This is a genomic window from Methylobacterium isbiliense, from assembly GCF_022179325.1.
In the GTDB taxonomy this organism is placed as follows: Bacteria; Pseudomonadota; Alphaproteobacteria; order Rhizobiales; family Beijerinckiaceae; genus Methylobacterium; species Methylobacterium isbiliense.
The window spans coordinates 1-25292 of record NZ_BPQQ01000036.1 but is presented as its reverse complement, the minus strand read 5'-3'; the positions used below and the strand labels follow the sequence as shown (position 1 = coordinate 25292).

The window sequence follows — 25292 nt, the reverse complement described above, 5'->3', positions numbered from 1 at the left end:
GCTTGCCTCACGCTGCTATGGCGCTGTCGTCGGACGGACGGCGCCACGCGCCGTTCGAGTAGTAGGCCGCCACCCCCGTCCCGGCCCCGCTCGCCTCGCCCACCTTGCGGGCGTTGCTGACGTAGATCGTCGCCCCCGCCGCCCCAACCGGCACCGTCGCCACCGTGTAGCTCGCCAGACGCAGGCTCCCGCCCACCGTCACCGGGCCGTACAGCGACGCCGGGCCGTACACCATCAGCGGACCCGACAGATCCAGCAGGCCGAACATCGTCAGGTAGCGCTGCGGGTCGTCCGCCTCGCTGGCCACGCCGACGATGTTGAGGCCCCGCGCGAACAGCCGCGCCCCCACCTTGCCGTCGTTGGCATCGAGCTGCCGGCCGGGGAGCAACCGCACGAAGCTCCCGGCGACCAGCGTGGCGAAGGTCGGGCCGTCGCTCGGGCCGAGCCCCAGCGCCGCCGCCCCTTGCGCGGGCGTGCCGGTCAGCACCGCGCGCCCCGTGCTGCTGGCATCCGCGATCTCGGCCGCGGCCGGGCCGGCCAGCGCCTTGCCGGAGGCGCGCGCGTAGGCGAGCACCCGCCACAGGCCGGCGCCGTCCGAGGCGGCGAGCGCGGTGTCGCCGGGCGCGGTCACCAGGGAGGCTCCACCCGGCAGGATCAGGCGGGCGGGGTCGTGCACGAGGGTGGCGGCGCCGGTGAAGCGCAGGAAGCGCAGCCGGTTGGGCGCGCTGCCGAAGCTCGTGACCGTGCCCGCTCCGCTGAGCGCGACCCTGAGGGCGGCGAGCGCGCCGAGGTCGACCGTGGCGGCGGCCGCGGCGCTGGCCTCGGTAGCGGCAAGATCGACGCCGCCGCTGGCGCGCGCCACCCGCAGCGCCTCGCGCCAGGTGCCGCCGTCGGCCGAGACCTTGAGAGTGAGATCGTCATCGCCGATCAGGCCGAGTTCGGCCCGGCCCGACCAGCCCGATTGCATGAGCAGCGAGAGGACGCGGGCGGGGCCTTCCTTGTTGAGGGTGTAGCGCAGGTCGCCCGTGCCGCCCTCGGTGCTGCCGCGCGCGGTCCAGAGGGCGGCGTTCAGCTTGGCGGCGAAGGGATTGGCGGCGTCGGCCGTGGTGCCGATGCCGAGCCGGGTGAGGTTGTGCAGGGCGGTGAGGGTGGCGCGGAAGCCCACCCAGCCGCCGGCCCCGGTGTAGGTGTAGAGGTCGGCCTCGTCGGCGACGTAGGCGAACCATCCGGGCTTCGGGACGAAGGCGCGCCAGGCCCCGTCCTGGTAGCGCACGATGCGGCCCGCCCATCCGGCCCAGGCGCCGGTGGGGGTGCTCCCGGCGATGAGGTAGCGGTCGCCCTCGGCGGGGGTGGGCGGGGGCGCGGCGAGATCCTTGTCGAGGACGGCGAGCTGGACGAGGGTGTCCAGCGCGGTGAGGGCCTCGTTGTGGGTGACGTGCTTCTGGGCCTGGGCGGCGGCGAGGAGCGGCAGGGCGAGGAGCGGGGTCGCGTCAGACATGCAGGGTGGTCCGTAGGGCGGGGCCGCGGCCATAGGCGGTAGAGAGCTGGTGGATGGCGACCGCGAGGCTGGTGACGGGTCCGCCGAGGTCGGTGGCTTGCTCGGCGGCCGTGTAGGTGAGGCGCGGCTCGGCGACCTCGCGGCGGCGCAGGACGGTGGTGCCGTTCAGGATCTCGACGGCGTAGGCCTCGCGCTCCTCGGCGAGCGGCACCTCGGCCTGCTCCCAGGCATCGCCGTTGAGGCGGGTGCGGCGGATCCAGGTGAGGAGCAGGTCCCCGCTCTCCAGCCGGTGCAGGCGCGCCTGCGTCGGCGCGTAGGGCCGCAGGCCCACCCCGTCGGGCACGAGGGTGAGCGTCGGGTCGCCCGCCTCGCTCGGTCGGCCGAGCGGGCCGTAGCGGAAGACCTGCGGCAGCGTGCGCGCCGACAGGGGCAGGCCCGACTGCACCAGCGCGTCGGTGAGCACAACGAAGGCGCTGCCGGCTGGCACCACGGGCGCCATGTCGGCTTCGGTGCCGAGCTGGCCGCGCAGCAGCCGCGTCAGCCGGTAGCGGCCCGGCGCGATGAGCTCCGCCCGCGCCCATTGCAGCACCTCCCAGCGGCCCGACGGGGTGCGCACGGCCGCGGCGTTCGCCCCGTCGAGCACCGCCCGCTCGCTGGCCGCGGCGAGCTCGGCCTCGCGCGGCACCTCGATGTGCAGGGTGTTCACCCCGTCCCAGCGCCAGCGCGGCCCGCTGTGCAGGTCGGCCGCGAGCCGCCCGATGATCGAGCGGGCGCCGATCACCGCATCCTCGGCGAGCGCCGCTCCCTCGCCCCCCCGGAGCACCGCCACCGGCGACCAGGGTCGGGTGTAGGCCGCGAGGTAGGGCGCGTGTGCGGTTGCGTCCGGCCGCAGCAGCGGCAGGTCGAGGATCTCGAACAGACCCACCCCCACCGTCGCCGGCGGGTCGGGGTCGCGGCTGGTGCGCCCGCCGTCCGGATAGGCGAACAGGCCGGCATCGGAGCGCACCGCCTCCAGCGGGCGCGCGCCCTCGATGCCGATCCGCGTCACCCGGTAGTCGGTGGCCCGGCCCGCCACACTGAAGGAGATCACGTCGCCCGGATCGAGGGCCAGCGCCGAGGGCGGCAGCGCGCAGGCCAGCGTCTCGCGCTCGGCCTGCGCCCGGTAGAGCAGCGCCTGGGCGAGCGCCCGGGCCTCGCCCTCGTCGAGGGCGAGATCCGCCGACAGGCTGGCCTTGGCGCTCCCGACGCTGCGGCGCGCCTCGACCGTGGCGCTGCGGTGGTCGCGCAGCGGGTCGACGTAGCCGAGCGCGAGGCTGCCGGGCAGCGCCAGCGCCTCCGCCCGGGTGCGGGTGAAGTCCGCGCCCGCCCGCCCGCCGCGGCCGGCCACGAGGTCGTCGGGCGTCAGCCGCAGCACCGGGGCACGGGCGAGGTGGCGGAAGCGCAGCACCCCGCCGCTCTCCACCGCCTCGCAATGGTAGAGGCGCCCGAGCGGCTCCAGCGCGTCGCGGGGGGCCGCAACCTCGGCGAGCGCGTAGCCCTCGACGAGGCCGTGCAGCTCCGAGACGTCCACCCGCACCGGCAGGTCGCGGCAGAGGTCGGCCACCACGTCGGCCAGCGGCGCCAGCCCGAGCCGGCCGTTGATCCAGTGGCCGAGCCGGTAGTTGGGCGCGTCGCGCCACACGCCCGACTGGCGCGGGAAGGCCGGGTAGGGCCGCGCGTCCCAGGTCCAGACCGCGATGCGCTCCCAGTCGAGCATCGGCCCGCCATAGAGCGGCGAGACCGGGTTGTGGCCGGCCTGCGGGCGCCAGTAGGCCAGCACCGCCTCCAGCGCGGCGCGCTGGGCCAGCAGGTCGCGCCGGCCGAGGGAGAAGTGCGGCGTGAGCGACTCGGCGGATTTCGGGTCCACGAACACGTTGGGCTGGTTCATGCCCTTGTCGATCGCCGGGCAGCCGAGCTCGGTGAAGCGGATCGGCTTCGCGCGCGGCACCCAGGCGGTAGGGTGGGCTTCGCGCACGCCGCCGGGGCGCTCGTGGTGCGGGTTCTCCCACCACGCGCGCAGGTCCTTGATCCGGTGGATCCAGGCCTCGCCGTGGGCGCCGTCGGTGATCGGCACCCGGTTCTGGGCGGCGCGGTCGGCGGGTGTCGGGTAGTACCAGTCGTAGAGTTCGCCGCCTTCGATGTTGGCGGTGAGGTAGGCGCGGTCGTAGGGCGCGGACCAGCCGGCCTTGGCGTCGCGGTGGTCGAAGCCCTCGCGCCAGTCGGCCAGCGGCATGTAGTTGTCGATGCCGATGCAGGCGATCGCCGGGTCGGCCCAGAGCGGGTCGAGGGGGAAGAACACGTCGCCGCTGCCATCCTGCGGGCGGTAGGCGCCGTACTCGGTCCAGTCGGCCGCGTAGGTCAGCGCGGTGGCCGGGCCGAGCACGGCGCGCACGTCGGCGGCGAGGCGCCGGAGCTGCGCCACCGCCGGGAAGGCGGTGGGGCTCGATCGCACCGTGGTGAGCCCGATCATCTCCGAGCCGATCAGGAAAGCGTCGACGCCACCGGCGGCCTCGGCGAGGCGGGCGCAGTGCAGGACGAAGCGGCGCAGGCCCCAGTCCTGCGGGCGGGCGCTGGTGACGGTCTCGCCGCTCCAGGCGAGGTCGGCGGCCTCGGTCGCGCCGAAGAAGGCCGCGACCTGCACGGCGGCCGCCGCCGTGCGGTCGACGCTGCCCGGCCGGCCGGGGGCGGGGTCGCAGGTGACGCGCCCGCGCCAGGGAAAGGGCGGCTGCTCGGGCCGGCCGTAGGGGTCGGGCAGGCCGTTGCCGGGCGCGATGTCCATCATCACGAACGGGTAGAGCGTGACGGAGAGCCCGCGCCGCTTCAGCTCGGCGATGGCCTGCACCACCGTGAGGTCGGAGGGCGCGCCGCCGAGATAGGGAGCACCGGCCAGATCGCGGCTGACCGCCTCGGCGGTCTCGCGCGTCAGCCCGCCCGCGCGCCAGGTGGCGCCGCGCGTCTGCTTGCCGCGGCTCTCGACCTTGGGGAGGATGCGGCAGGCGGCGAGCCGCAGGTCGGTGCCGTGCCACGCCACCACCAGCGAGACGTGGCGGCAGCGCGGGGCGGTCTCCTGCAGCTGGTCGAGGGCGAGCAGCAGGTCCGGCCCGCCCGTGACGGTGTTCTGGCCGGTGAGCGCGCCGCCCGCCGTGGCGGTGACCGGGTCGGTGGCGTAGGCGAATTCGCCCATGCCGGGGATCAGCGTGACGGCGGTGACGAGGTCTTCGAGCGCGGGCCGGCCGTCGGCCGGCGGCGGGCGGCGGATCACCTCGGCGGTGATGACGGGGACGCGATTGCCGAACGGCCCCAGGGCCAGGTTCTCGAACACGAGGTAGGCCAGCCCGCGATAGGCCGGGGCGTGGCCGGTGCCCTCCACCGCCTCGATCAGCGGGTCGGGGGCCTGGTCCTCGCCGCCGCGGTGCAGGCGGTGGACGTGGTCGGCCAGGCGCAGGGGCTTGCCGTCGGCGTAGACGGTGCCGAGCCCGGTGATCGGCCCCTCGCCCAGGGCGACCGCGAAGGAGGCGGTGTAGCTGTAGGTGACGTTGAAGGTCTTGGGCTGCGCGGTGCCCTTGCCGCCGCTGGTCCTGACCCGCTCGACGCTCTGGGTCTCCTTGAGCTTGGTGGCCCAGATGATCTGGCCGGCGACGCGCATGCGGCCGTAGACGCGGGGCACGACGGCGCCCTCGGTGGAGGCGGTGACGTAGAGGTCGGAGAGCCGGGCGCCCTGGTTGATGACCGGCTTGGCGCGGCGGCCGAACAGGGCGCCGTCGAGGAGCCCGCCGGCCAGCGTGCCGACGAGGCCGCCCGCAAGCGAGCCGAGCGGGCCGGCGGCCGCCCCGACGGTGCGGCCGGCTGCGCCGAGGATCAGGGTGCTCACGGGGCCGATCGCCCGATCGGCGTCACAGCCGGGAACCGGAACGCGTAGGCGAGGCGCCGCTCCCAGGCGGCGGGGATCCAGCTCTCGACCACCGCGTGGCCGTCATAGGCGTGGATCATCCGCCCGGGCTCGGACAGGATGGCGCAGTGCTTGGCCGGAAGGCCCTGGCGCCAGCGGAACAGCAGCACGTCGCCGGGCGCGGCCGCCGCGAGCGGGATCTCGGCGAGGTGACGGCGGGCGGCATCGCGCAGGGTCTCGGCCCCGTCCGCCTCGCCCCAATCGGGGGTGTAGGGCGGGGGCGCCTCCGGCTCCTCGCCGAACCGGTCGCGCCAGACGCCCCGCACCAGGCCGAGGCAATCGCAGCCCACCCCGCGCAAGCTGGCCTGATGCCGGTAGGGCGTGCCGAGCCACGCCCGGGCGGCGGCCACCACCTCAGACAACCCGGCCTCCGTCGTTGCCCGCGCCCGAGGCCGCGTAGGCGGTGGCGTAGTCGTTGCCCGGGATGTGCGGGCAGCCGCGGAAGTTGGCCGCGTTGGCGAACTTGCTCCGGCAGGCATCGAAGGTCTTGTCGCAGCCCGCCGTGAGGGTGAACGCGTCGCCCGGTGCGATCGGCTCCGGGCAGGGCTCCCACAGGTCGAGGAGCGCCGGGGCGAGCGGGCCGGGGCGGGCATGGCCGCGCACCTCGGCCTGCAGGCCGGCATTGGCGCCCGAGGTCCAGGCGAGGCGCCCGCCGGCGAACCAGCCCTCCGCGAAGGCGGCGAGTTCCTCGGTGCGCAGCGTGCGTGCCGAGAGCACGCCCGCCACCGTGCCGGCCGCGCGGTAGAGCGGGCGCGTGAGGTCGATGCCGCAGCGCGCGTCGCCCAGCAGCGCGTCGCAGGCGCGCTGGTAGAGGCGGCCGCGGGGCTGGTTGAGGGCGGCGCTGAGGCTGCGCAGCTCGGCCACGAAGCCGGCGCGGCCGCGGGCGACCTCGCCGACATGGCCGCTCATCACCAGCACGCGGTCGGCCGGGCGCTGCCAGTCGACCCGCCAGACCTCGACGGCGGCGCCGTCGAACAGGCCGCGGGCGAGCTCGGCCTCCGCCAGCCGGCCGTCGGCGAGCGCGCCCATCACCTCCAGCCCGTCGACGGCGAGCCCCGTCGATTGCTCCAGGGCGGAGGCCGCGAGCCCGGTCTCGGCCGCACAGGCGACGCCCTCGACGACGAGGTCCTCGTCGTGGTCGGTGAAGCCGAGGCGCAGGCCATCCGCACGGGTGAGCAGCCAGCACCACGCCAGCGTGGTGGCGCCGCTCGCGAGGCTAGCGGCGAGGCCGGGGGGAAGCGTCTTCATCGGCGCAGCTCGATGACCGGGATGTCGGCGACCACGCCGGCCAGCACCGCCTGGTGGTCGATCTCCAGACGGTCGGTGGCAAAGCGCACCGGCACGTCGAACAGGAACCCGGCCGTCACGGCCGCCCCCGCCGGCGGCGCCTGGGCGAGCGTCACCCGGCCGGTGGTGGCATCGAGCGAGAAGCCGGACGGCGCCAGCTCGGCGCCCGCCACCGCCAGCCGCAGCGAGCCCGCCACCGGCTTGGTGATCGGGCGGGCGTAGGGCGCGAAGGCGCCGCCGTAGGTCTTGGTGAGCTGGAAGGCGCGGGTGCTGCCGTCGCCGCTGCCGAGCGGCTGGTCGGCGGAGTTAGGCGGGCGGCCGAGGGGGCCGGAGGCATGGTCGAAGGTGTCGCGCCAGCGGAAGCCGTAGAGCTGGCCGCGGCGCTCCTCGAAGAAGGCGATCAGGAGCGCGATGTCCTCGGCGCGGCGCAGAGCCGGGCCGGCGTTGTAGGTGCGCCGGGAGTGGCGCCAGAGGCTGTTGCGCTCCTCCTCGCCGGAGGCGAGCGTCACGATCTCGGTGCGCCGCTCCGGCCCGCCGCGCGAGCCGTACGAGAGGGCGAGCGGGAAGCGCACCTCGTGGAAGGGCGGGGCCATCTCACACTCCCCTGAGGCCGCGCTGGACCGCGCGAGCGAGAGCGGCGGTGACCTGGGCCTCGGCCCGCGCGAAGCTCGGCGCATCCGGTGTGGCGATCGACACCGAGACCTGCACGGGCGGCGCCGCGGCGGGCGGGCCGGGGTCGCGGGCGGCGGGCAGGATGCGGCCGGGCTGGAGCGGCACGAAGGTCTCGCGGCCGCGCTCGCCCACCGTGTAGGCGAGGCCCGGCGTCACCGGCCCGCCGGCCGCGCGGCCGGTTGGATTGAGGTCGAGACCGAGGCTCCCGAACACGCCGCCCAGCAGGTCGCTGCCCAGGCCGCCCTTGGCGAACAGGCCGTCGATCGCGCGATCGATGCCGCGCGAGGCCAGCGTGGTGGCGAGGCGGTCGAGCACGCTGCCCAGGCGCTCGCCGTTCAGGATCGCGCCTTTCAGCCCGTCCGAGAGAGCCGCTCCGAAATCGCGGGAGGTGCGCTCGAAGGTGCGCTGCGCCTGCTCGGCCTTGGCCGCCTGCTCGGCCGCCTCGCCGTAGGCCGCCGCCACGCGCTCGATCTCGGCGGAGAGTGCGGGCGTCACCGCGAGGTCGGCGCTCTTGGCCGCCGTCAGGAGCCGGAAGGCGGCCTCGGCCTTCGCGGCCGCGCCCTCCGACTGGCCCATCGTCTCGGCCAGGACCTTGAGCAGGCCGGTGCGCTTGGCGAGGCGGGCCGCCTCCGCGGTGAAGTCGGATTCGTCGGTGGTGCCGCCAGCCGCCGGGGACGCGGCGCTGCGGGCGACCTCGTCGCGCACCCCCTGCCCGGCCCGCGCCATCGCGGCCTGCAGCCGTGCGGCGCCCGCCGTCGCGGTGCGTTCCGCCTGGCCCAGCGCCCGCTCGGCGAGCGGCGCCGCACGGGCGAGTTCCCGCTCGTAGGCCCCGACATTGGCCTCGAGCGACACCACCAGCCGGTCAAGCTCGGTCGCCATCGCGGTCTCCCGTCTCTGAGCGGATCCAGTCCCAGAGCCCGTCCGCCTCGGCCTGGGTCATCGGGGCAGGCGTCGTGGGGGTCTGCGCCTCGGCGCCGCGGGCGCGGTTGAACCCGTCGAGGTAGGCGGCGAACTGCCAGAGGCTCATCGCCCGCAGGTCCGCGACGGCTAGGCCCATCGCGGCGGCGGCCTCGTAGAACGGCGCGAAGGCCATGCGGCCGTCCGGGCGGCCCGGCGCCGGCTCGCCGCGCGCGAGATCCCCGACCCGCTCGTCCTCGGCGCCGTCGAGCCCGGCCGCGAGCGCGAGCGTCGCGGTGGCGATGACGGTGAGGCACGGCATCCGGTCGAGCCCGGCCGTGAGGGCATGCGCCTCTCCGACGCCCGCCCCGCCGCCGATCAGCGCCGCGCGCAGCACCTCGCGCACGTCGGCGAAGCGGTAGGCGCGGCCCGCGTGGAGGCGGTGCAGGAGGTCGCCGGGGCCGAGGCCCGTCGCCTCCTGAAGCGTTTCGAGATCGCCGAGCCCGAGGCGGAAGCGCCGCGCGGCGCCCGCGAAGTCGAGGTCGACATGGCCGTCCCGGCTCATCGCCCGCCTCACGCGGCCGGGGTGAACGGCACCGGGCCGCTCGACTGGAGGGCGACCGAGACGGTGCAGCGCTCGCCCCGCACGGCGCCGACCTCGAAGCTCGTCAGGTGGAACGAGCCCTCCCAGCGCCCGCCGCTCTGGGCGCCGCTGCCGGCGAGGTCGATGCGGGCGCGCACGGGCTGGTCGGCCTCGAAGGCCGCGCGCCAGCGCCCGATGCTCTGGCGGGCCATGACCCCCTTGCCGGTGATCGAGACCGATTTCGAGACTACGTCGCGCTCCACGTAGGGCGCCGCATCCTCGTCGGCGCAATCGGGGATGACGGCGCTGTTCACCTCCTTGGTGAACTGCACGGCGCGCTCCGTGAGGCCGCAGGGCGCCTCGAAGGTGCCGGCGGCGGTGGGGCTCTCCAGCTTCACGGAGACGCCCGAGAACGGCAGGGTGGCGGCGCTCGACATGCGATGGCTTCCTGGTTGGGATCGGGAGCTAGACGGATTCGGCCGCGACGGCGGCGAAGCGCAGGACGGCGTGCCAGGAGGCGGGGCCCTGCGGATCGGGCACGAACAGGCTGCGCTCGTGCGCGATCCACAGGAGCAGGCCGCGGGACAGCGCGAGGTCGGCCTCGTCGAGGCGCGCGGTCGCCACGGCGGCGAGGCGCTGGATCGCGCCCGCGCTCCGCTCGCCCCGCACGAAGGCGTGCAGCGTGATGCGGCAGGTGCAGCCGATCCACCCCTCCGCCTCGTAGGGCGCGGTCTCGACGGGATCGAGCCGCAGGAAGGGCCATTCCTCCGAGGCGCGCACATAGTCGCGCACGCGCTCCCCGACGAGGGCGCCGAGTGCGGGATCGCTGCGCAGATGTGCCAGCAGCGCGCTGGCGACGGGTTGCCCGAGATCGAGGCCGGCCATGTCAGGACTCCGGCGGAGGGGCCGCCCGCAGGCGGTCGAGGGCCGGCCCGACCACCGGCTCGGCCGGCGTCGCGGCCGTGCCGAGTTCCCGCGCGGCCAAGCCCGGTGCCGCGACGACGACCGAGGTAGTCGTGGGTCCGCGGCTCACCGCGACGGTCACCGTGGCGGGCAGGGACGAGGCGAGGGCTTCGGCTGCGGCCCCGGCCCGCCTGCGGGCGCGGCGGGTGCCCTCGCGGGCGAGGCGGGCGATCCGGCGCTCGATGCGCCGCTGGTCGCTCACAGCGGCCTCGCGTCGAGGATGGCGTGGCTCCCGGCCGGGTCCTGCTCGACCGCGGCGATGCGCCAGCGGCGCCCCGCCGCCGTGACCTCGTCCTCGGTCGTCGGGCCGGTGCCGAGGCCGGGCAGGAGCACGATCAGGGTGAGGCGGTGCTCCGGCAGGCCGGGCTCGCCGGTTCCCTGCCACAGCGCCTCGGTGCGGCAGCGAATCGGCACGTCCGCGAAGCCGCCTTGCGCCTGCGCGCGGTGCAGCATCCCGTCGCCGAACAGGGGGGAGGCGGCGCCGGCCAGGATCGCCGCGAGGCTGTCGGTCAGCGTCGCCATCACACCACCACGATGCCGGGGCCGTTGCGCATCATCAGCTCGTGGAAGCGCCGGCCGTAGGAGGTCTGCCCCAGGGTTCCGGGCAGCGTCGCGTCCGGGGGATGCCGCTCGATCTGCAGCGTGCCGCTGCGCAGCGCCCGCAGGTCGAGCGCGCCCGCCAGCACCCCCTCCGGGCCGCCGAGCCCGTCGAGGGTGAGGAGGTGGGCGGCGTAGAGCATCCGGGCCGGGTCGCGGTCGGCGGCGGCCCAGGCCGCGTCGACCCGGGCCTCGGCCTCGGCGAGCGCTGCCGCGACGGTGCCGTCGGGCACCGGCGCGAAGGCCGGGAAGCGCGCCTTGAGCGCGGCGGGTGTCGGGGCCATGCGGTCAGCCCTCCCGCCGCGCGGGCCGGCGCCGCGGCGCGGCGTCGGGCGGTCCGTCCTCGACCGCGACCTCGCCCGCCGCCTCCCAGGCGCGCAGGAGCGGGTCGTCGCGGTCGAGGAGGTCGAGGTCGGCGCTCTCGCCGGGGGCGATGCGCCGGGGTGCGGCCTCGCCGCGGACCCAGAACAGCCGGGCGCCCGGGGCGCGGTTCGTCACGCGGGCCATCGCTCAGATCCCGTCGAGGTAGCGGAAGGCGCCGGGACGGCGGATGTCGAGGCCGCCGAGCCGGAAGGCGCCCGGCACCTCGAAGCGCCAGGGTCCGGTCTGCCACGCCGGGAAGAACCGAAACGGCATCGGCAGCCAGAGCTTCAGCACCGAGGGGTCGCGGCGGTAGGCGACCATGCGGGCCGTCCCGCCGGTGCCGGCGCTCTCCAGCGCCCGCACGCCGATCACCGTCAGGTCCTGCCCGGTCTCCAGCGTGTAGACGTTGTGGCGCCGGACCCAGTCGAGGATGGTGATGGGGCTCAGGGAGTCGATGCGGCGCAGGCCGAGCCCGAGCATCTGCTCGTAGGGCAGGAGCAGGGTGTCGGCCATCTCGACATGGGCCGAGGCGGTGAACAGGCCGGTGAGCTGCCCGTTGACGTCGGCCAGCACCTGCTCGGCGCTCTTGGCCGCCCAGGCCCGGCTGCCGCCCTCCCCGGTCGCCGCGGCGGTCCCCACGGTGACGGCGGGGTGGTTGAGCAGGCCCGCGAAGCCCTTGGCCTGGTCCCCGAACAGCGCGACCTGATCGATGAACTCCTCGGAGGCGAGCCGCGCGGCGTCGGCCTTGTCGGTGCCGAGGTTCATGCCCATCAGCTGGGCCTTGCCGAGTTCCTCGAGGTCGTAGCCGTAGCCGATGCCCGCCATCGCGACGGCGGTCTCGTGCTGGCGGCGCAGCACCTCGGCCTTGGGCACGTCGTCGGCGGCGCCGTGCACCCAGGCCGCCTGGCCGACGCGGTCGGAGGAGAAGTAGGTGACGGTGGGCACCCAGTCGGGCGCGTCGGTGTCGACGGGCACGAGCCGCGGATAGCGGATCGCCGGGTACTGCGTGCGGTAGACGGTGGGCTCGATATGGGCCTGCTGGCTCACCAGGAAGGCGAGCGCGCGCGGCGCGTCGGTGACGAGCGTGCGGGTATTCATGGCGAGGGCTTCCCTAGTTGAGGCGCAGGCGCGCGAGCCCGCCCGCGGGGGCGGAGGAGTCGAAGAGGCCGCCCGGGATGGCGGTGGTGCCGGCGCCCGCGGTCGAGAAGCCGCCCGCGGCGGTCAGATGGGCAGGCGCGCCGGCCGTGACGGCCCCCGCGACCGCGACCCAGACGACGCCCCTGACGAGCACCGGGGCCGTGTCGCCCCTGGCGAAGAGGTCGCCGCCGTTCTCCGGGCGGACGCCGCGGTCGGCGAGGACGACACCGCGAAAGATCGATCCGGCGGCGGCGATGCCGTCGTCACGCGTGCCCTGGAAGGCGGGTTTGCCGAAGGCGATCCCGCCTTGCGTCTCGACGGTGCGGCTGAGGGTGAGGCTCGGCTCCTCGGCGGCGACCATGCCTTCGTAGGCGGGTGCGGCGCGGCCGGCATAGGTGGTCTGGATCGGCATCAGCGGGCTCCTCGGGGATTCGCCTTCCAGGCGGTGCGGAGGGTCTCGACCATCGCGGCGTGGGCCGCGTCGGGGGTGAGGGCGTCGGGAGTGACGGCGTCCTGCCGGCGGCGCAGGACGGCGCGCAGCGGGTCGGTGGGGGCGGTGAGCGCCCGGAAGGCGCCGTCGATCCCGGCCGCGTCGAGGCCGGCGGCGGCCTCGCCGAGGGCATGGGCGACCGCGGCGCGCCGGATCGCGCCGGCATCGAGACCGGCCGGGTCGAACGCGTCGCCGAGGATGCGGCGCGCGCCCGCCACCGCGTCGGCCCGGGCCGCGGCCAGGGCGTCGAGGGCGCCCGGCGCGCGCAGCGACGCGATCTCGCGCTCCCGCTCCGCCAGGGCCGCCTCGTGCTCGGCGCTGAGCCGCGCGGCCTGCGCCTCCGCGGCAAGCGCCCGGACGACCGCGTCCGCCAGTTCGCGGCGCAGAGCGGCGGTGTCGTCGATCCGGCATTGCGGTCCGGCCCGGCCCTCCGCCACGATGGCGACGTGGTCGACGACCACGGCGGTCTGCCGGGCGTCGTAGGGCGTGCCGTCCGGAGCGGTGCCGGGGGTCCAGTCGAGGGTGCAGGTGTAGCCGACCGAGATCTCCTGCTGCCCCGCCCGCACCGCCGCGATCGCCTCGGCGTCGGCGAGGAGCAGCGGGATGCGCACGAACTCGCCGTCCCGCAGCACCTCGTCGCCGACATGCCCGCGGGCGACGCGCCGCCACGTCTCGGGCGTCACCGCCTCGGGCGGGTGGTCGAGGGTGACGGGCTTGTGGCCGAAGCTCGCCAGGGATTCCGCCCGGAAGATCTCCTCCGGGTCGCGGTAGACCCGGACGGTCGCGCGGTCGGGCCGCGCCAGTTCGGCACCGGCATAGACCTGGACGTTGCCGGCGCGGGCCGCCCGGGCCTGCACCACCAGCGCCCCGCTGCGCAGGGGGCGCGCGTCCGCGATCCCGGCCGGGGGGCCGAGGCTGAGCCTGTCGACGATCTGCATGGGTCCCTCTTCTGGGTTCCGGGGTCTGCGACCCCGGCGGGTCGCGGGCGGCGCCCGCGTGGGTCTCAGGGTGAAACCCTGCGGGGCGACGCCCCGATCAGCGGCCCTTCCGGTAAGCGGCCTCGATGCCGGGGAAGAGGTCGGCGTTCACGAGCCAGCCCTCGACGCCGGCGGCCAGAACCTCGCGGGGGCACAGGGCCTCGCGCGCGAGGGTGGCGGCGGTCTCGGCCCTCAGGCGGCCGATCTCGGCCTTGTCGCGCTCGGAGGTCTGGAGCAGTGGGCGCCACGCGTACCAGACCTCCGGGGCCGGGCGGCCCAGCGCGTGGCGCACGAGCAGCGCGTCCAGGCGGGCGAGCGCGGGGGTGAGTTCCACCGCTTGGCGCGCGGCGATGTGGTCGTAGTAGTTGCGCAGGTCGGCATCGCCCGTGGCGTTGAGGCCGGCGGGCGACTGGCCCAGCAGCCGCGTGACCGGGATGTCGGCGGCGCCGGCCGCGGTCTGGAGGAAGAGGCGCGCCACCTCGGGCAGGCCCGAGAAGTCGAGCTGCTTCTGCTGGTAGCGCTCGCCCTCGGGGGAGCGCCCGTCGCCTTCGAGGAGCAGCATCCCGAACATCGACTTCATCCGCGCCGCGTAGCCGAAGCGCTCGGTGAGGCGGCGCGTGCCCTCGTCTGTGGAGAGGGCCTGGGAGAGGCCCGGCACCGAGATCACGTCCTGCTTGGCCTCGGGCAGCATCGCGGCGATGTGGGCGGCCGCCGCGGTGGCGTGGTCGACGGCTTCGAGGAGCGCCTGCAGCACGCTGTCGCCGAAGGCATCGCCCCCCGCCTCCTCGGGCACCGGGGCGCCGACGAGGCGCAGGATGCGCGACGGGTGCACCGGCTGGCCGCCCGCCAGCCCGTAGCTCGCCGGCTCCCCGAACCAGGGCGAGAGCGGGTCGCGCTCGATCTCGCCGGCCTGGATCGCGTGGCGCCCCAGCACGTGGAGGTAGCGCAGGCCCCCCTGCCCGAGGCTCTCGGGGCGCAGAGGGGCGGCCGGATCGGGGCTCGCATCGCCGATCAGGATGGCGGCGCCGCCGTGCAGGCGTGCGAGGCGCAGGGCCCGCAGCAGCACCTCGCGCAGGCCGAGCGCCGTCTCGGCGGCCTCGATCGCCGCCACCTCGGCGGGCGGCGCCTGCCAGTCCCGCCACTCGCGCAGCATGTCGAAGGGCACGACGTCCACGATCTTGCGGGCGAGCCAGTTGTCGCGATAGGCGGCATCGAGCTCCGCCCTGGCGCGCGGCACGTGGACGTGGAGGTTGCCGGCGCTCTTGTCGCGCGGGCCGCCGAGGCCGGTGACGAGGTTGGCGAGGCGGTCGGCGAGCCACATCAGAGAACTCCCAGCATGCCGTAGCGCGCCTCGCTCGGGGTGCCGAAGGCGCGCGAGAGGGCGTCGACCTGGTCGAGGAAGGCGCCGTTGGGGAAGGACGCGACCTCGTCGAGGAAGGCCTCGTTCCAGGGGCCTTCGAGGAGGTGCAGGTTGCCGGCCTCGGCCTGCGCCGAGACGGGCGCGGCGCGGGTGGCCTTGTCGCCGCTCTCGGGTGTCGCCCGGGCGTCGTAGCCGGCCAGCCGCCGGATCAGGTCCTGGGCCTGGGCCTTCCCGGCCTGCCCGGGATCCTGCGGCAGGGCGATGCGGCACTCGGGGCCGTCCTCGGCGGCGGTGGCGAGGATCATCCGCACCACGCCGCCCGGCGAGAGCCGGTCGCGCCGCACATCGGCCACGTAGAGGTGCCCGTCCGGCGCGCGCCCGAGCTTGAGCCCCGCCGTGAAGGCGGGCGGGCGCCCGGCCCGCTCGACGCTGGCCGCGAGGTCCCAGGCGCGGACGAAGCGGCAGCCGGCGGGCAGCGCGCGCACGAGGCCGAACCAGTGGCGCTTGAACAGCCCGCCCTCGCGCGGGGCCGGGCGCTGCTGGAACTGGCCCGCCGCCGCATAGGCGCCCATCACGGCCGTGTCGCGCTCCACCACCGCGCGGGGGAAGCGGGCCGGGAACAGCAGTTCCCCCTCCTGGCGCCGGGGGTCGACGAAGCCGATGCCGGTGACGCAGCGCCGCTCCCGCTCGAACTCCATCGGCAGCATCAGGTGCTCGTAGCCGAGGTCGCGCGCCAGGATCAGGCCGGAAAGGTCGCGGGCGTGGAGGCGCTGCATGATCACCACGATGGCCGAGCGGGCGGGATCGTTGAGGCGGGTCGGCACGGCTTCGAGGAACCAGCGGTTGACCGCCTCGCGCACCCGCTCGGAATTGGCGCCGTCCACCGAGATCGGGTCGTCGAGGATGACCCGGTCGCCGCGCGCGCCGGTGATCGAGCCGGCGGCGAGCGCCTCGCGCAGGCCGGTCGCCGTGGTCTCGAAGCGCTGCTTGCGGTTCTGGTCGCGGGCGAGGCGGACGCGCTCGCCCCAGAGGGCGCGGTACCAGTCGGAGGTGACGAGGCGGCGGGTGCGCAGGTTGTCGCGGATGGCGAGCGCGCGGGTGTGGGAGACCGCGAGCGTGCGCAGGTCGGGCCGGTTGCGCGGCCCCCATTCCCAGGCCGGCCAGAAGACGCCGGCCAGCAGGCTCTTCATGCTGCCCGGGGGCACGTTGATGAGGAGCCGGGTGATGCGGCCTGCGGTGATCGCCTCCAGGTGCTCAGCCACCGCGTCGATGTGCCAGCCGTGGATGTAGGGGGCGCCCGGCTCCACCGTGGGCCAGGCCCGCCGCACGAAGCCCGCGAGGCTCTGCTCGCTGTCGACCCGGTCAAGCGCCCGCAGCAGGATCGCGGGCGCGGACAGCCAGGACCTCGGCGATCCGGCGCAGCTGCTCGCGCTGCTCGGGGTCGAGACGCCGGAGGGCGGCGTCGAGGTCGAGCGGCGGGATCTCGCCGGCCGCCTTCGCATCGAGATCTCTGCCATCCAGATCCCAGGCCTGCCGTTCGAGAGCGATCCAGAGCCGCGCCGCGGTGGCGAGGTCGCGCAGGGCCGCGCTGCGCTTCGGGAGCGAGGCCAGCCGTTCCAGGGCGCTTCGGCGCTCCGGGTCCTCGTTCGAGGCTTCGGTGAGCAGCGCCGCGAAGGCCCCGGCCTGGCCGGAGGCGGCGAGCGCTTCGCCGAGGAGTTGCAGGGTCAGGGCCTGACCCTGCTCGATCACCGTCCGGTGCCCGTCGAGCACCCGGTCGCCCGCGGGGTTCGGCTGCGGCGGTGCCGGGACGAGCCGGCTCGCCTCGGCCTTCGCCCGCTCCCAGCGTTCCGCCCTGGCGCGCCTGCGCACCGTGTCCGGGTGAACCCCGAAGGCCCGGGCGATCGCCGCCGCCGAGCGGCCTTCCCGCCACGCGGCCCCGATCGCCGCCCAGTCGATGTCTGATCGCGCCATGTCCTGCCTGAGACTCCGCCCCGGCCGGACGAGGGCACGAGCCCCCTGTCGCCTCGGTGATGCCGTGGGCCGGGTCCAGGGACACATCCCCCGAAAGGGGCAGTCGAGCGGCCACGTCCGTGAGTGGCAGGCCGCAAACCTGGATAACCTGCCCCTCTGATACGCGATCCCGTTTTGTTCGTCAAATGTTCTTTTTCGGATCCTGCTTGGTGGCGGGCTCGATCTGCTCCTCGCCGAGATCGACCGGGGTCGCGCGGCCGAACATCTCGACCGCGACGCGGTAGCGGCGGCGCGCCGGATCGACGGCCTCAATGATGCCGGCGGCCTGGGCGAGCGGCCCCTTGGTCACCCGCACGGCGTCCCCGAGGGCGAACAGGACGGCCGAGACCGCCTCCCCGTCCGCGGTGTGGCCGGTGAGCGCGTCCGCGAAGACCTGGAGCAGCGCGGCCGGGATCACCACGGCGCGCCCGTCGCGAAACAGCACCCGGTCGACGCCCGGATGGGCCTCCGCGAGCCGCAACTCGGCATCGTCGCGCAGGCCCACGAAGACGAGGCGGCGCAGCAGCGGCTCACGGACGAACCGGCGGCGCCCGGTCTCCTCCACCCGCTCCACCTCCTCGCGGGCCTCGAAGGTGGCGAGACCGGCCTCCTCCAGCTCGCGGGCGACGCGCGCCGACCAGCGCGGGCGGGTGCGCACCACGAGCCAGACCCGGTCGGGCGCCACCACGATGCGCGCCGGCCGCGGCCGCCGTCGGCGGCGGCGGATCGCCCCGGCCAGCGCGGCGGACGGCCGGTCGTGGGCGAGCGCCTCGCGACGGCGGCGGGTGATGCGCCGCAGCTTCCGCTTGCGGTCGGTCATGGCGCATCACCCCGCGTTGTTGCCGTGCGGGAGAACCGCGGCCCCTCCGGCCGATTGTTGCTCAGGGTGCCGGGCCGCGATCCTCCGGCGACCTGGGGGGCGCGTCGCCGTCCCGGGGCGGCGGGTCGCCCGCCTCGCGCGCGATGTCGCGGATCGCCTGGGTGATGCGCCTGCGCACGATCAGGAACAGCAGGATCCCTGCCGCCAGGGTCCAGAGAACGATCAGGGCGGTCTTCATGGGGCCTGTCTACCCGGGAAGCGGCTGGCCGCGCCATGCCGGTGGGCGGGGGCAACGCACGCGGCCGAAAGGGGGTGGGGCCGCGCGCGCAGGCGCGCGGCGCATGGGGGCGCCGGAACATGAGGCAGCTCCTGCCGTTGGGGAAGATGGCGGCCGCCAGACGGCGGCTTGCGATCGTGATTGCTACCCGATGTAATGATTACGATCAACACGCTAGGTGGTGATTTCGTCGTTCAAGGTTGTGGATGGCAGGGTTGTGGATGGCCGCCGATCGATCGCGCGAGAGCCTGATCCGCCTGGAGCAGGGCGAGCGGCTGCGGCTGGCGCGGCTCGCGGCCGGCTATCGGTCCGCCCGCGACGCGGCTCTGCGCAACGGCTGGCCGGAGAGCACCTACCGGGCGCACGAGGCCGGGACGCGCACGATCGGCCGCGACGACGCCGAGCGTTACGCCGAGCGCTTCCGTCGGGACGGGGTGCTGGTCAGCGCCAAGGGGCTGCTGTTCGGGGATGACCAGGCGGCAGAGCCGCCGGGGGACGGCAGTCACGTGGTGGCGGTGCAGGGGGTGATCAGCGCGGGCGGGCTGATCGAGACCGGCGACGAGCAACCCGAGCCGCACGGCATCCTGTTCGAGATCGCGGTGCCGTTCCCGGTTCCGCACGGCACGATCGCGTTCCGGGTTGCCGGGACGTCGATGTATCCGAAGTACGAGCCGGATGACGTCGTGCTCTGCGCACGGGCCGGGGAGAATCCCGAGCGCCTGATCGACCGCTACGCCGCGGTCGCCACGTGGGACGGCCACCGCTACCTCAAGAAGATCCTGCGGGGCTCGCGGCGCGGGGTCTACCACCTGGAGAGCCACAACGCGCCGCTGATGCCGGACCGGCACCTTGTTTGGGCCTCGGGCATCATCAGCACGGTCCACGCCCAGGCCTGGGCGCGGTTCCTGGGCTGAGTCCGCGGGACGGTCCCGGGCCTCGCTCAGTCGGCCTGGGCGACCCGGGTCGAGCGGCGCTGGGCGGTCCAGCGGCCGGAGCACAGCGAGGACACGCTCCACGTGCCGGAGCCCGAATTGGCCTGGAGGCGCCCGGAGGCGGCGCCGCTCGCGCCGCTGCGCCGCACGCTGAGGCCGACATTGCCGTCCCCGGAGATGCGGCCGCTGACCGACGCGCCCTCCGCGGTCGAGGCGAGGCGGATGTCGCCGTCGCGCACCGCGAGGGAGAAGCTGTAGCGGCTGTCGCACAGGCCCGATTCGGTCACCAGCTGGACGTTCCAGGTGCCGTTGTAGTCGCTGCCGCCGCCGCGCGATTCCGCCGAGACCGCCTGCAGCGACGCGACCAGCCCCGCACCGACACCGAGCATGACGACGACCGACTTGAGCATGAGACCCCCTCTTCGAGTAATGGCCGGGCAACAGCCCGGCCTCGGCGCGACCCGGGCAGCAGCCCCGGCGCGCTCGCCGCTGCGATGGCGTGAATGAGGGGTGATTAACTCAGAAGAACTGGCAGAAATAGGGCGAAGGCGGCAGGTTCCGCCCGCATGACGCTGCCGCTCGCGGACCTTTCGTCGCGCCTTCGTCACGGTCGAGCTTGGCCAGTTGGCGCCGGGCGCCGGATGAACTGTCGTTCATCTATGCGGCCTGCATGCGGCGGCGCAGGGCTCGGTCGGGCAAGGGGCCGGTGCCGGCGCGCAGGTTCATGGCCATGTGGTGCGGCTGCCCGGTGCCGGGGATCGCGCAGGTCACGGCCGGGTGGGCGATCACGAACTTGAGCAGGATCTCGGCCCAGCTCCCGCAGCCGATCTCGGCCGCATAGCCCGGGAGCGGCCGGTCGCGCAGGCGCCGCAGCAGCCCCCCGCCGCCGAAGGGCCGGTTCACCAGCACCGCCACGCCCCGGTCGGCGGCCAGGGGCAGCAGGCGCTCCTCCGCGGCCCGGTCGTCGAGCGCGTAGTTGATCTGCAGGAAGTCGAGCGGCTCGGCCCGCAGCACCGCCTCGACCTCGTCGTAGGCGCTCTCGGTGTAGTGCGAGATGCCGAGGTAGCGGATCCGCCCCTCCTGCTTCCAGGCGCGCAGCACCGGGAGATGCGTGCGCCAGTCGAGGAGATTGTGGATCTGCATCAGGTCGAGCCGGTCCGTGCGCAGCCGCTCCAGCGACTGGCGCATCTGCGCGAGCCCGGCCTCGCGCCCGCGGGTCCAGACCTTGGTGGCGAGGAAGACGCGCTCGCGGGCGCCGGCGGCGGCCACGAGATCGCCCGTCACGGCCTCGGCGCGGCCGTACATCGGCGAGGAATCGATCACCCGGCCGCCGCCGTCGAGGAGCGCCGCGAGCACCTGTCCCAGCCGCTGGCGCTCCCCGTCGGCCTCACCGACATCGAAGCCGATCCAGGTGCCGAGCCCGATCACCGGCAGGCTCTCGCCGCTCGACGGGATCGCCCGCCGGTGCAGGGCGGTCTGCGCGGCGGCCGGCAGCGCGGCGGCGAGCGTCGCCCCGAGCGCGCCCCGCATCATGCCCTGCCGGGTCAGGCCCGGCTTGTGCGTGATCATGCGGATTCTCCCGTCGCGCCCGCCGGGGCGCCTCTCCGCTCCCGGAACGCGCGCGGGGCCTCTCCGGTGCCCTTGGCGAAGAAGCGCGAGAAATAGGCCGGGTCGGTGAAGCCGAGATCGTAGGCGACCTCGGCCACCGCGAGGTCGGAGTAGAGCAGCAGGCGCTTGGCCTCGATGAGGCGCCGGTCGCGGATCAGCCTGCCGGGGCTCAGGCCCGTCACGCCCCGGCAGGCGGCGCGCAGGCGGGCGGGCGTCACGCCGAGGTCGCGGGCGTAGTCGTCGAGGGCGCGCTCGCGGCGGTGATGCGCCTCCACCGCCTCCCGGAAGCGCGCCACCAGCACCGCCTGCGGCCCCGGCTGCGCCGCCGCACCCTGCACCACCTCCCGCTGCCGCAGGGCGGCGACGAGCAGGATCAGCAAATGCCCCTCGATCGCCGCCCGCCGGCCCGGCACCGCCCAGGCCAGTTCGCGGGCGAGTTCGGCGATGCTCTCGCCGAACGGCTCCCCCTCCCCGGCGGGCAGGGCCGCGGGGGCCGCGAACAGCCCCGCGAGGTCGGGCTCGCGGCGGGCGAGGTCGCGCCAGTAGCGGTCCGAGAGGGTGAGCACGGTCCCCTGCGTCTCGTCGCCGAAGCGGAAGCCGTGCGCCGTGCCGGCCGGTACGAGAACGAGGCAGGGCGCCGCAAGCACCAGCGTCTCGGCTTCCGCCTGCATCACGCCGCCGCCCGCCGAGAGGTGAAACACCTGATGCAGGGCGGCGTGGACGTGGGGGCGGATGCTCCAGCGGTTGGGACGGCTGCGATCGTCCAAGGCCTCCACATGCAGGAAGCGGTCGTCGACGTCGCGCGGCGCCTCCCCGTAGAGGAAGAAGTGCGGCACGACAGGGAGTTGCGCGGGCTCGGCGGATCTCACGGGCCTCTCTCGCGGCCATCGGGCAGGAGCAAAAAAGTCCAACACTTTCGCCGTGCCGTCCATCGCCGGCCGGCCCGCGCGGGGGCAGAGTCGCACCATCGCCACCGTGGGGCCTCGACGCCGCGCGGGCGGCCGGAGCGAAACACCCGGAGGATCTCCATGCGCACGCAAGTCGCGATCATCGGGGCCGGACCGGCCGGCCTGGTGCTTGCCCATCTCCTCGCCCGGGCCGGGATCGACGCGGTGGTGCTGGAGCGGCGCACCCGCGACTACGTCGAGGGCCGGGTGCGGGCGGGCGTGCTGGAGCAGGGCACCGTCGCGCTCCTCGCCGAACTCGGGCTCGACGCGCGCCTGCGTGCGGAGGGGCTGGTCCATACCGGCACCAACATCGCCTATGACGGGCGTCTCTTCCGCATCGACATGGCCGCGCTCACCGGCGGCTCCACCGTCACGGTCTACGGCCAGCAGGAGGTGATGCGCGACCTCTTCGACGCCGCCGAGGCGCGGGGCGTGCGCATCCTGTTCGAGGCCGAGGACGTGGCGATCTGCGGAATCGAGACCGACAGCCCGAGCGTCCGGTTCCGCCGCGGCGGCAGCGGCCACACGCTGGCCTGCGACTGGATTGCGGGCTGCGACGGCTTCCACGGGGCGAGCCGTGCGGCGATGCCGGCCGACGTGCTCAAGGTGTTCGAGCGGGTCTACCCGTTCGGCTGGCTCGGCATCCTGGCGGAGGTGGCGCCGGTCAACCACGAACTCATCTACGCCAACCACGAGAACGGCTTCGCGCTCGCCAGCATGCGCTCGCCGACGCGCAGCCGCTACTACGTGCAGGTCGGGCTCGACGAGCGCATCGAGGATTGGTCCGACGCGCGGTTCTGGGACGAACTGGCCGTGCGCCTCGGGCCGGAAGCGGCGGCCGGTCTGGAGCGCGGTCCCTCCTTCGAGAAGAGCATCGCCCCCTTGCGCAGCTTCGTCGCCGAGCCGATGCGCCACGGCCGCCTGTTTCTGGCGGGCGATGCCGCCCACATCGTGCCGCCGACCGGCGCCAAGGGCATGAACCTCGCGGTCTCGGACGTCGCCATGCTGGCCGAGGCGCTGGTGCGCCACTACCGCGACGGCGATCCGTCCGGGCTCGACGGCTATTCCGAACGGGCGCTGGCCCGGATCTGGAAGGCGGAGCGGTTCAGCTGGTGGTTCACCGGCCTCACCCACCGCTTCCCCGACATGGACCCGTTCGCGCGCCGCATGCAGGTGGCCGAACTCGCCTATATCCGCGGCTCGCGCGCGGCGCAGACGGTGCTGGCCGAGAACTACGTGGGGCTGCCGCTGGCGTAGCGGCGGGTGGTCCGACGATCAGGCCGCGCGAACCCGCCGCGGCTTGAGGTGAGGGCGATCCGCAGCTGATCACCGGGTCATCGATCCGGCTCCCCGCTGCGGATCAGCTCCCCGGCAACGTCCCCGAGCCGGGGCGCCGGCTCGCGCACGAAGGGCAGCGGGCGGCAGACGGCCAGGGCCGCGAGGCCGAAGCGGGCGGTCATGAGGCCGTTGAGCACGCCCTCGCCGAGCTTCGCCGAGACGCGGGCGGCGAGACCGAGCCCCAGCACCTGCTGCACGAGGCTGTCGCCCACCGCGACGCCCCCCGTGACCGCGAGATGCGCGAGCGCCGCGCGCGCGAGGCGCAGGAACCCGAACAGGCCGGGCCGGCCGCCATAGATCGTGGCGATGCGGCGCAGGAGCCGGACCGCCGCGAAGATCACGAAGCCGACATCGACGATCGCCCGCGGGCTCAGCGCCGTCACGGCCGAGACCTGCTTGGCGGCCTCCGCCACCGCGCCCTTCGCCTGCCGGTCGAGCGGACCGAGCAACTCGTGCTCGGCGATGCCGAGGCGGTCCTCCACGTCGAGGATCGCGTCCGCCACCGCGTCGAGCCGCCCGCGGCCGGCCGCGAGACCCGGACGGTCGGCGTAGAGCGCCGTCACGTCCCGCACCACGGCCTTGGCGGCGGTGTGGTCGCGGGCGGCCAGGGCCTCCAGGGCGGCCTCGCGGATCGCCTCGATGCGCCGCTCGCGCAGCACGCCCGCGACCTCGCGCCAGACGAGGGCGAGGAGCGCCACGGCCGCGACGGCGAGGAGCGCGAGCGCCACCACGCCGAGCCAGGGGGCGGCGCTGAACAGGTCCGCGATCAGCCGTTCGACCGCAAGCCCGATCCCGAGCGTCGCCAGGGCGCCGAGGGCCGAGAGCAGCAGGCTTCCCCAGGGCGGGCCGGAGCGCGGCGCCACCGGCACCGGCACGCCGTCGGCGGCGTCCACGATCTCGAACGGCTCCTCCACCACCCGCACGCCCTCGGCGAGCGGCGTCTCGGTGCCGGCGGGGCGCGGCGGGTCCGCGGGCAGGCGGAAGGCCCTGGGCTTCGGGGGCTGGCTCATCGCACGATCCTCAGGCCAGGCGGTCGCCGACCAGGAATTCCAGGGCACGGTCGAGGCGGATCTGCGGCAGCCGGCCCGGCCGCCCGAGCGCGTCGAGGGGCACGCGCGGCGGCCGGAAGCGCGGGAAGCGCAGCGATCCCGGCGGCACCGCGCCCTCCAGCACCGCCTCCGGGCGCTCCGGCAGCTCGCCCGGGAAGATCGCCGCCTCCGTCTCCCCGTCGAAGATCTCGCCGTCGATCGCCTCGCCGGCCTCGGGCGTGCCGGCCACCGTGCGCAGGGCCTGCCCGCCCTCCTCCACCATCACCTCGCGGGTGGCCCGCACCGAGGCGAGCGCCACGGTGCCGACCCGGGCGCCCGCCGCCTCGGTGCGCCGCATCGCGCGGGCGACGAGGAGGCGCAGCAGCGCGTCGAGCCGGTCGTGGCTGGCGTGGTGGAGGTGGTCGGCCTTGGTGGCGGCGAACATGATCCGGTCGGTGCGCGGCGCGAACAGGCGCGACAACAGGGTGTTGCGCCCGATGTTCAGGCTCATCAGCACCCGGTCGAGGGCATCCTCCAGCTCGGCGAGCGCGGCCGCGCCGGCATCGACCGCCGCCAGCACGTCGACCAGCACGATCTGGCGGTCGATGCGCTGGAAGTGATCCCGGAAGAACGGCGTCACCACGCGGCTCTTGTAGGCTTCGAAGCGGCGCTCCATCAGGCCGCCGAGGCTGTCCGGCGCGATGGGACTGGTCAGCGCCAGCGGCGCGAAGGTGAGCGCGGGCGAGCCCGCGAGGTCGCCGGGCATCAGGAAGCGGCCCGGCGGCGTGGTGGCCACCGCCTCCGGCCCGGCCCGCACGGCGGCGAGGTAGGTCTTGAAGGCGTCGCTCGCCCGCTCGGCCACCACCTCGTCGAGGGGCTGGTTCGGGTCGAGGCGGCGCAGGACGTCGAGCCAGGGCGCCGCGACCGCGGCGCGGCCGGGGCGCTGCGCGGCCGCGATGGTCTCGCGCGACCAGCCCTCGTAGGTCTGCTCGATCAGCGCGAGGTCGAGCAGCCATTCGCCCGGATAGTCCACGATGTCGACCATCAGGTTCGCCGGGCCGGGACGCCAGCCGGACTTGCGCTCGTAATCGACCGCGAGCCGCAGCTGACTGATGCGGTCGGTGGAGCGGGGCCAGCGCCGCTCCTGCGTGAGGGCGGCGAAATGCTCCTCGTAGGGGAAGCGCGGCACGTCGTCGTCGGGCTGCGGCACGAGGCGGGCGCGGCGCAGGCGGCCCTCCTGCGAGGCCCGGAGCGCCGGCAGCGGGTGGAGGCCGGTGAGGTGGTGGACGAGCGCGGCCGTGAACACGGTCTTGCCCGAGCGGGCAAGGCCGGTGACGCCGAGGCGCACGGTCGGCTGGACGAGGAGGTCGCTCGACGCCTCGGCGAGCGCCCGGGCGGCGGAGCCGGCGCGCTCGACGAAGCTGGGGAGGGCAAGCACGAGGAAGTCAGGCTCTCTCTGGAGGTCGGGTGTGGAGGTGGCGCCCGCCCACGCTTTGCGCAAGGGCGCGGTCAGGGCGCGG

28 protein-coding genes are annotated in these 25292 nt (G+C 75.2%); 2 read left to right on the top strand and 26 right to left on the bottom strand.

The features are described 5' to 3' along the window. Positions 1 to 7: 7 nt before the first annotated feature. The 21 genes from MFF61_RS16125 to MFF61_RS16025 all read right to left on the bottom strand — a co-directional run bounded on the left by MFF61_RS16125 (position 8) and on the right by MFF61_RS16025 (position 17880). Positions 8 to 1498, bottom strand: a complete 1491-nt coding sequence (locus MFF61_RS16125; protein WP_238236103.1) for a DUF2793 domain-containing protein — start codon at positions 1496 to 1498, stop codon at positions 8 to 10. Continuing rightward, entirely contained in the window at positions 1491 to 5408 is a 3918-nt protein-coding gene (locus tag MFF61_RS16120) for a baseplate multidomain protein megatron (RefSeq protein WP_238236102.1), read from the bottom strand. Before MFF61_RS16120 ends, MFF61_RS16125 begins: the two co-directional genes overlap by 8 nt. Beyond that, a complete protein-coding gene (locus MFF61_RS16115; RefSeq protein WP_238236101.1) occupies positions 5405 to 5848 on the bottom strand; it encodes an NlpC/P60 family protein in 444 nt (147 codons plus the stop codon). Before MFF61_RS16115 ends, MFF61_RS16120 begins: the two co-directional genes overlap by 4 nt. Further along, positions 5841 to 6734: a phage/gene transfer agent baseplate hub protein gene (locus MFF61_RS16110; protein WP_238236100.1), complete on the bottom strand. Its 894-nt coding sequence runs from the start codon at positions 6732 to 6734 to the stop codon at positions 5841 to 5843. Before MFF61_RS16110 ends, MFF61_RS16115 begins: the two co-directional genes overlap by 8 nt. Beyond that, entirely contained in the window at positions 6731 to 7366 is a 636-nt protein-coding gene (locus MFF61_RS16105) for a DUF2460 domain-containing protein (protein ID WP_238236099.1), read from the bottom strand. The genes MFF61_RS16110 and MFF61_RS16105 overlap by 4 nt, the downstream gene beginning before the upstream one ends. A 1-nt stretch (position 7367) precedes the next feature. Then, positions 7368 to 8324 (bottom strand): hypothetical protein, encoded by a 957-nt coding sequence (locus MFF61_RS16100; RefSeq protein ID WP_238236096.1) that lies wholly within the window; start codon positions 8322 to 8324, stop codon positions 7368 to 7370. Continuing rightward, positions 8308 to 8907: a gene transfer agent family protein gene (locus MFF61_RS16095; RefSeq protein WP_238236094.1), complete on the bottom strand. Its 600-nt coding sequence runs from the start codon at positions 8905 to 8907 to the stop codon at positions 8308 to 8310. Before MFF61_RS16095 ends, MFF61_RS16100 begins: the two co-directional genes overlap by 17 nt. Before the next feature lie 8 nt (positions 8908 to 8915). Beyond that, positions 8916 to 9362, bottom strand: coding sequence for a phage tail tube protein (locus tag MFF61_RS16090; protein WP_238236092.1), 447 nt, complete (start codon positions 9360 to 9362; stop codon positions 8916 to 8918). Between the two features lie 28 nt (positions 9363 to 9390). Then, the gene (locus tag MFF61_RS16085; protein WP_238236089.1) at positions 9391 to 9810 is read right to left on the bottom strand and encodes a DUF3168 domain-containing protein; all 420 of its coding nucleotides are present in this window, start codon (positions 9808 to 9810) and stop codon (positions 9391 to 9393) included. A 1-nt stretch (position 9811) separates the two neighbouring features. Further along, entirely contained in the window at positions 9812 to 10090 is a 279-nt protein-coding gene (locus tag MFF61_RS16080) for a hypothetical protein (RefSeq protein ID WP_238236088.1), read from the bottom strand. Then, positions 10087 to 10410, bottom strand: coding sequence for a hypothetical protein (locus tag MFF61_RS16075; protein ID WP_238236087.1), 324 nt, complete (start codon positions 10408 to 10410; stop codon positions 10087 to 10089). Before MFF61_RS16075 ends, MFF61_RS16080 begins: the two co-directional genes overlap by 4 nt. After that, positions 10410 to 10769 (bottom strand): DUF4054 domain-containing protein, encoded by a 360-nt coding sequence (locus MFF61_RS16070; protein WP_238236086.1) that lies wholly within the window; start codon positions 10767 to 10769, stop codon positions 10410 to 10412. The genes MFF61_RS16075 and MFF61_RS16070 overlap by 1 nt, the downstream gene beginning before the upstream one ends. A 4-nt stretch (positions 10770 to 10773) precedes the next feature. Then, positions 10774 to 10992 (bottom strand): hypothetical protein, encoded by a 219-nt coding sequence (locus tag MFF61_RS16065; protein ID WP_238236085.1) that lies wholly within the window; start codon positions 10990 to 10992, stop codon positions 10774 to 10776. A gap of 3 nt (positions 10993 to 10995) precedes the next feature. Next, on the bottom strand, positions 10996 to 11946 hold the full coding sequence (locus MFF61_RS16060) for a DUF2184 domain-containing protein (protein WP_238236084.1): 951 nt from the start codon (positions 11944 to 11946) through the stop codon (positions 10996 to 10998). Positions 11947 to 11959: 13 nt separating this feature from the next. Beyond that, positions 11960 to 12397, bottom strand: a complete 438-nt coding sequence (locus MFF61_RS16055; RefSeq protein ID WP_238236081.1) for a structural cement protein Gp24 — start codon at positions 12395 to 12397, stop codon at positions 11960 to 11962. Next, positions 12397 to 13413, bottom strand: a complete 1017-nt coding sequence (locus MFF61_RS16050; RefSeq protein ID WP_238236080.1) for a DUF2213 domain-containing protein — start codon at positions 13411 to 13413, stop codon at positions 12397 to 12399. Before MFF61_RS16050 ends, MFF61_RS16055 begins: the two co-directional genes overlap by 1 nt. A 97-nt stretch (positions 13414 to 13510) precedes the next feature. Further along, positions 13511 to 14773, bottom strand: coding sequence for a DUF1073 domain-containing protein (locus MFF61_RS16045; protein WP_238236079.1), 1263 nt, complete (start codon positions 14771 to 14773; stop codon positions 13511 to 13513). After that, positions 14773 to 16140: a phage terminase large subunit gene (gene terL / locus MFF61_RS16040; protein WP_238236078.1), complete on the bottom strand. Its 1368-nt coding sequence runs from the start codon at positions 16138 to 16140 to the stop codon at positions 14773 to 14775. Before terL ends, MFF61_RS16045 begins: the two co-directional genes overlap by 1 nt. A 34-nt stretch (positions 16141 to 16174) precedes the next feature. Further along, entirely contained in the window at positions 16175 to 16783 is a 609-nt protein-coding gene (locus MFF61_RS16035) for a hypothetical protein (protein WP_238236077.1), read from the bottom strand. Between the two features lie 181 nt (positions 16784 to 16964). Beyond that, positions 16965 to 17642 (bottom strand): transcription termination/antitermination protein NusG, encoded by a 678-nt coding sequence (gene nusG, locus MFF61_RS16030; RefSeq protein WP_238236076.1) that lies wholly within the window; start codon positions 17640 to 17642, stop codon positions 16965 to 16967. Positions 17643 to 17703: 61 nt separating this feature from the next. After that, positions 17704 to 17880 carry a hypothetical protein gene (locus MFF61_RS16025; protein WP_238236074.1) on the bottom strand — a complete coding sequence of 59 codons (177 nt, stop codon included), beginning with the start codon at positions 17878 to 17880 and terminating at the stop codon, positions 17704 to 17706. A 260-nt stretch (positions 17881 to 18140) separates the two neighbouring features. Between MFF61_RS16025 and MFF61_RS16020 the strand changes: the two genes are divergently transcribed. Continuing rightward, positions 18141 to 18833, top strand: a complete 693-nt coding sequence (locus tag MFF61_RS16020) for a LexA family transcriptional regulator (RefSeq protein WP_238236073.1) — start codon at positions 18141 to 18143, stop codon at positions 18831 to 18833. Between the two features lie 26 nt (positions 18834 to 18859). Here the strand turns inward: MFF61_RS16020 and MFF61_RS16015 are convergent, their stop codons facing one another. The 3 genes from MFF61_RS16015 to MFF61_RS16005 all read right to left on the bottom strand — a co-directional run bounded on the left by MFF61_RS16015 (position 18860) and on the right by MFF61_RS16005 (position 21328). Next, on the bottom strand, positions 18860 to 19261 hold the full coding sequence (locus MFF61_RS16015) for a hypothetical protein (RefSeq protein ID WP_238236072.1): 402 nt from the start codon (positions 19259 to 19261) through the stop codon (positions 18860 to 18862). Between the two features lie 247 nt (positions 19262 to 19508). After that, on the bottom strand, positions 19509 to 20420 hold the full coding sequence (locus MFF61_RS16010) for an aldo/keto reductase (RefSeq protein ID WP_238236070.1): 912 nt from the start codon (positions 20418 to 20420) through the stop codon (positions 19509 to 19511). Then, positions 20417 to 21328 (bottom strand): helix-turn-helix domain-containing protein, encoded by a 912-nt coding sequence (locus MFF61_RS16005; RefSeq protein ID WP_238236069.1) that lies wholly within the window; start codon positions 21326 to 21328, stop codon positions 20417 to 20419. Before MFF61_RS16005 ends, MFF61_RS16010 begins: the two co-directional genes overlap by 4 nt. A gap of 159 nt (positions 21329 to 21487) precedes the next feature. On the opposite strand from MFF61_RS16005, the gene pobA reads away from it, so the two are divergent. Next, positions 21488 to 22663, top strand: coding sequence for a 4-hydroxybenzoate 3-monooxygenase (pobA, locus tag MFF61_RS16000; RefSeq protein ID WP_238236068.1), 1176 nt, complete (start codon positions 21488 to 21490; stop codon positions 22661 to 22663). 77 nt (positions 22664 to 22740) lie between these two features. On the opposite strand, the gene MFF61_RS15995 is transcribed toward pobA, so the two are convergent. Further along, positions 22741 to 23754, bottom strand: coding sequence for a YcjF family protein (locus tag MFF61_RS15995; RefSeq protein WP_238236067.1), 1014 nt, complete (start codon positions 23752 to 23754; stop codon positions 22741 to 22743). A 10-nt stretch (positions 23755 to 23764) separates the two neighbouring features. Further along, positions 23765 to 25210, bottom strand: a complete 1446-nt coding sequence (locus MFF61_RS15990; RefSeq protein WP_238236198.1) for a YcjX family GTP-binding protein — start codon at positions 25208 to 25210, stop codon at positions 23765 to 23767. Between the last annotated feature and the right edge of the window lie 82 nt (positions 25211 to 25292).

Excerpts from the sequence above, each read along its gene's own strand:
- MFF61_RS16125 (WP_238236103.1), bottom strand. The coding sequence starts at position 1,498 with ATGTCTGACGCGACCCCGCTCCTCGCCCTGCCGCTCCTCGCCGCCGCC.
- MFF61_RS16110 (WP_238236100.1), bottom strand. The coding sequence starts at position 6,734 with ATGAAGACGCTTCCCCCCGGCCTCGCCGCTAGCCTCGCGAGCGGCGCC.
- MFF61_RS16105 (WP_238236099.1), bottom strand. The coding sequence starts at position 7,366 with ATGGCCCCGCCCTTCCACGAGGTGCGCTTCCCGCTCGCCCTCTCGTAC.
- MFF61_RS16100 (WP_238236096.1), bottom strand. The coding sequence starts at position 8,324 with ATGGCGACCGAGCTTGACCGGCTGGTGGTGTCGCTCGAGGCCAATGTC.
- MFF61_RS16095 (WP_238236094.1), bottom strand. The coding sequence starts at position 8,907 with ATGAGCCGGGACGGCCATGTCGACCTCGACTTCGCGGGCGCCGCGCGG.
- MFF61_RS16090 (WP_238236092.1), bottom strand. The coding sequence starts at position 9,362 with ATGTCGAGCGCCGCCACCCTGCCGTTCTCGGGCGTCTCCGTGAAGCTG.
- MFF61_RS16085 (WP_238236089.1), bottom strand. The coding sequence starts at position 9,810 with ATGGCCGGCCTCGATCTCGGGCAACCCGTCGCCAGCGCGCTGCTGGCA.
- MFF61_RS16075 (WP_238236087.1), bottom strand. The coding sequence starts at position 10,410 with ATGGCGACGCTGACCGACAGCCTCGCGGCGATCCTGGCCGGCGCCGCC.
- MFF61_RS16070 (WP_238236086.1), bottom strand. The coding sequence starts at position 10,769 with ATGGCCCCGACACCCGCCGCGCTCAAGGCGCGCTTCCCGGCCTTCGCG.
- MFF61_RS16065 (WP_238236085.1), bottom strand. The coding sequence starts at position 10,992 with ATGGCCCGCGTGACGAACCGCGCCCCGGGCGCCCGGCTGTTCTGGGTC.
- MFF61_RS16060 (WP_238236084.1), bottom strand. The coding sequence starts at position 11,946 with ATGAATACCCGCACGCTCGTCACCGACGCGCCGCGCGCGCTCGCCTTC.
- MFF61_RS16055 (WP_238236081.1), bottom strand. The coding sequence starts at position 12,397 with ATGCCGATCCAGACCACCTATGCCGGCCGCGCCGCACCCGCCTACGAA.
- MFF61_RS16050 (WP_238236080.1), bottom strand. The coding sequence starts at position 13,413 with ATGCAGATCGTCGACAGGCTCAGCCTCGGCCCCCCGGCCGGGATCGCG.
- MFF61_RS16045 (WP_238236079.1), bottom strand. The coding sequence starts at position 14,773 with ATGTGGCTCGCCGACCGCCTCGCCAACCTCGTCACCGGCCTCGGCGGC.
- MFF61_RS16035 (WP_238236077.1), bottom strand. The coding sequence starts at position 16,783 with ATGGCGCGATCAGACATCGACTGGGCGGCGATCGGGGCCGCGTGGCGG.
- nusG (WP_238236076.1), bottom strand. The coding sequence starts at position 17,642 with ATGACCGACCGCAAGCGGAAGCTGCGGCGCATCACCCGCCGCCGTCGC.
- MFF61_RS16025 (WP_238236074.1), bottom strand. The coding sequence starts at position 17,880 with ATGAAGACCGCCCTGATCGTTCTCTGGACCCTGGCGGCAGGGATCCTG.
- MFF61_RS16020 (WP_238236073.1), top strand. The coding sequence starts at position 18,141 with ATGGCCGCCGATCGATCGCGCGAGAGCCTGATCCGCCTGGAGCAGGGC.
- MFF61_RS16015 (WP_238236072.1), bottom strand. The coding sequence starts at position 19,261 with ATGCTCAAGTCGGTCGTCGTCATGCTCGGTGTCGGTGCGGGGCTGGTC.
- MFF61_RS16010 (WP_238236070.1), bottom strand. The coding sequence starts at position 20,420 with ATGATCACGCACAAGCCGGGCCTGACCCGGCAGGGCATGATGCGGGGC.
- pobA (WP_238236068.1), top strand. The coding sequence starts at position 21,488 with ATGCGCACGCAAGTCGCGATCATCGGGGCCGGACCGGCCGGCCTGGTG.
- MFF61_RS15995 (WP_238236067.1), bottom strand. The coding sequence starts at position 23,754 with ATGAGCCAGCCCCCGAAGCCCAGGGCCTTCCGCCTGCCCGCGGACCCG.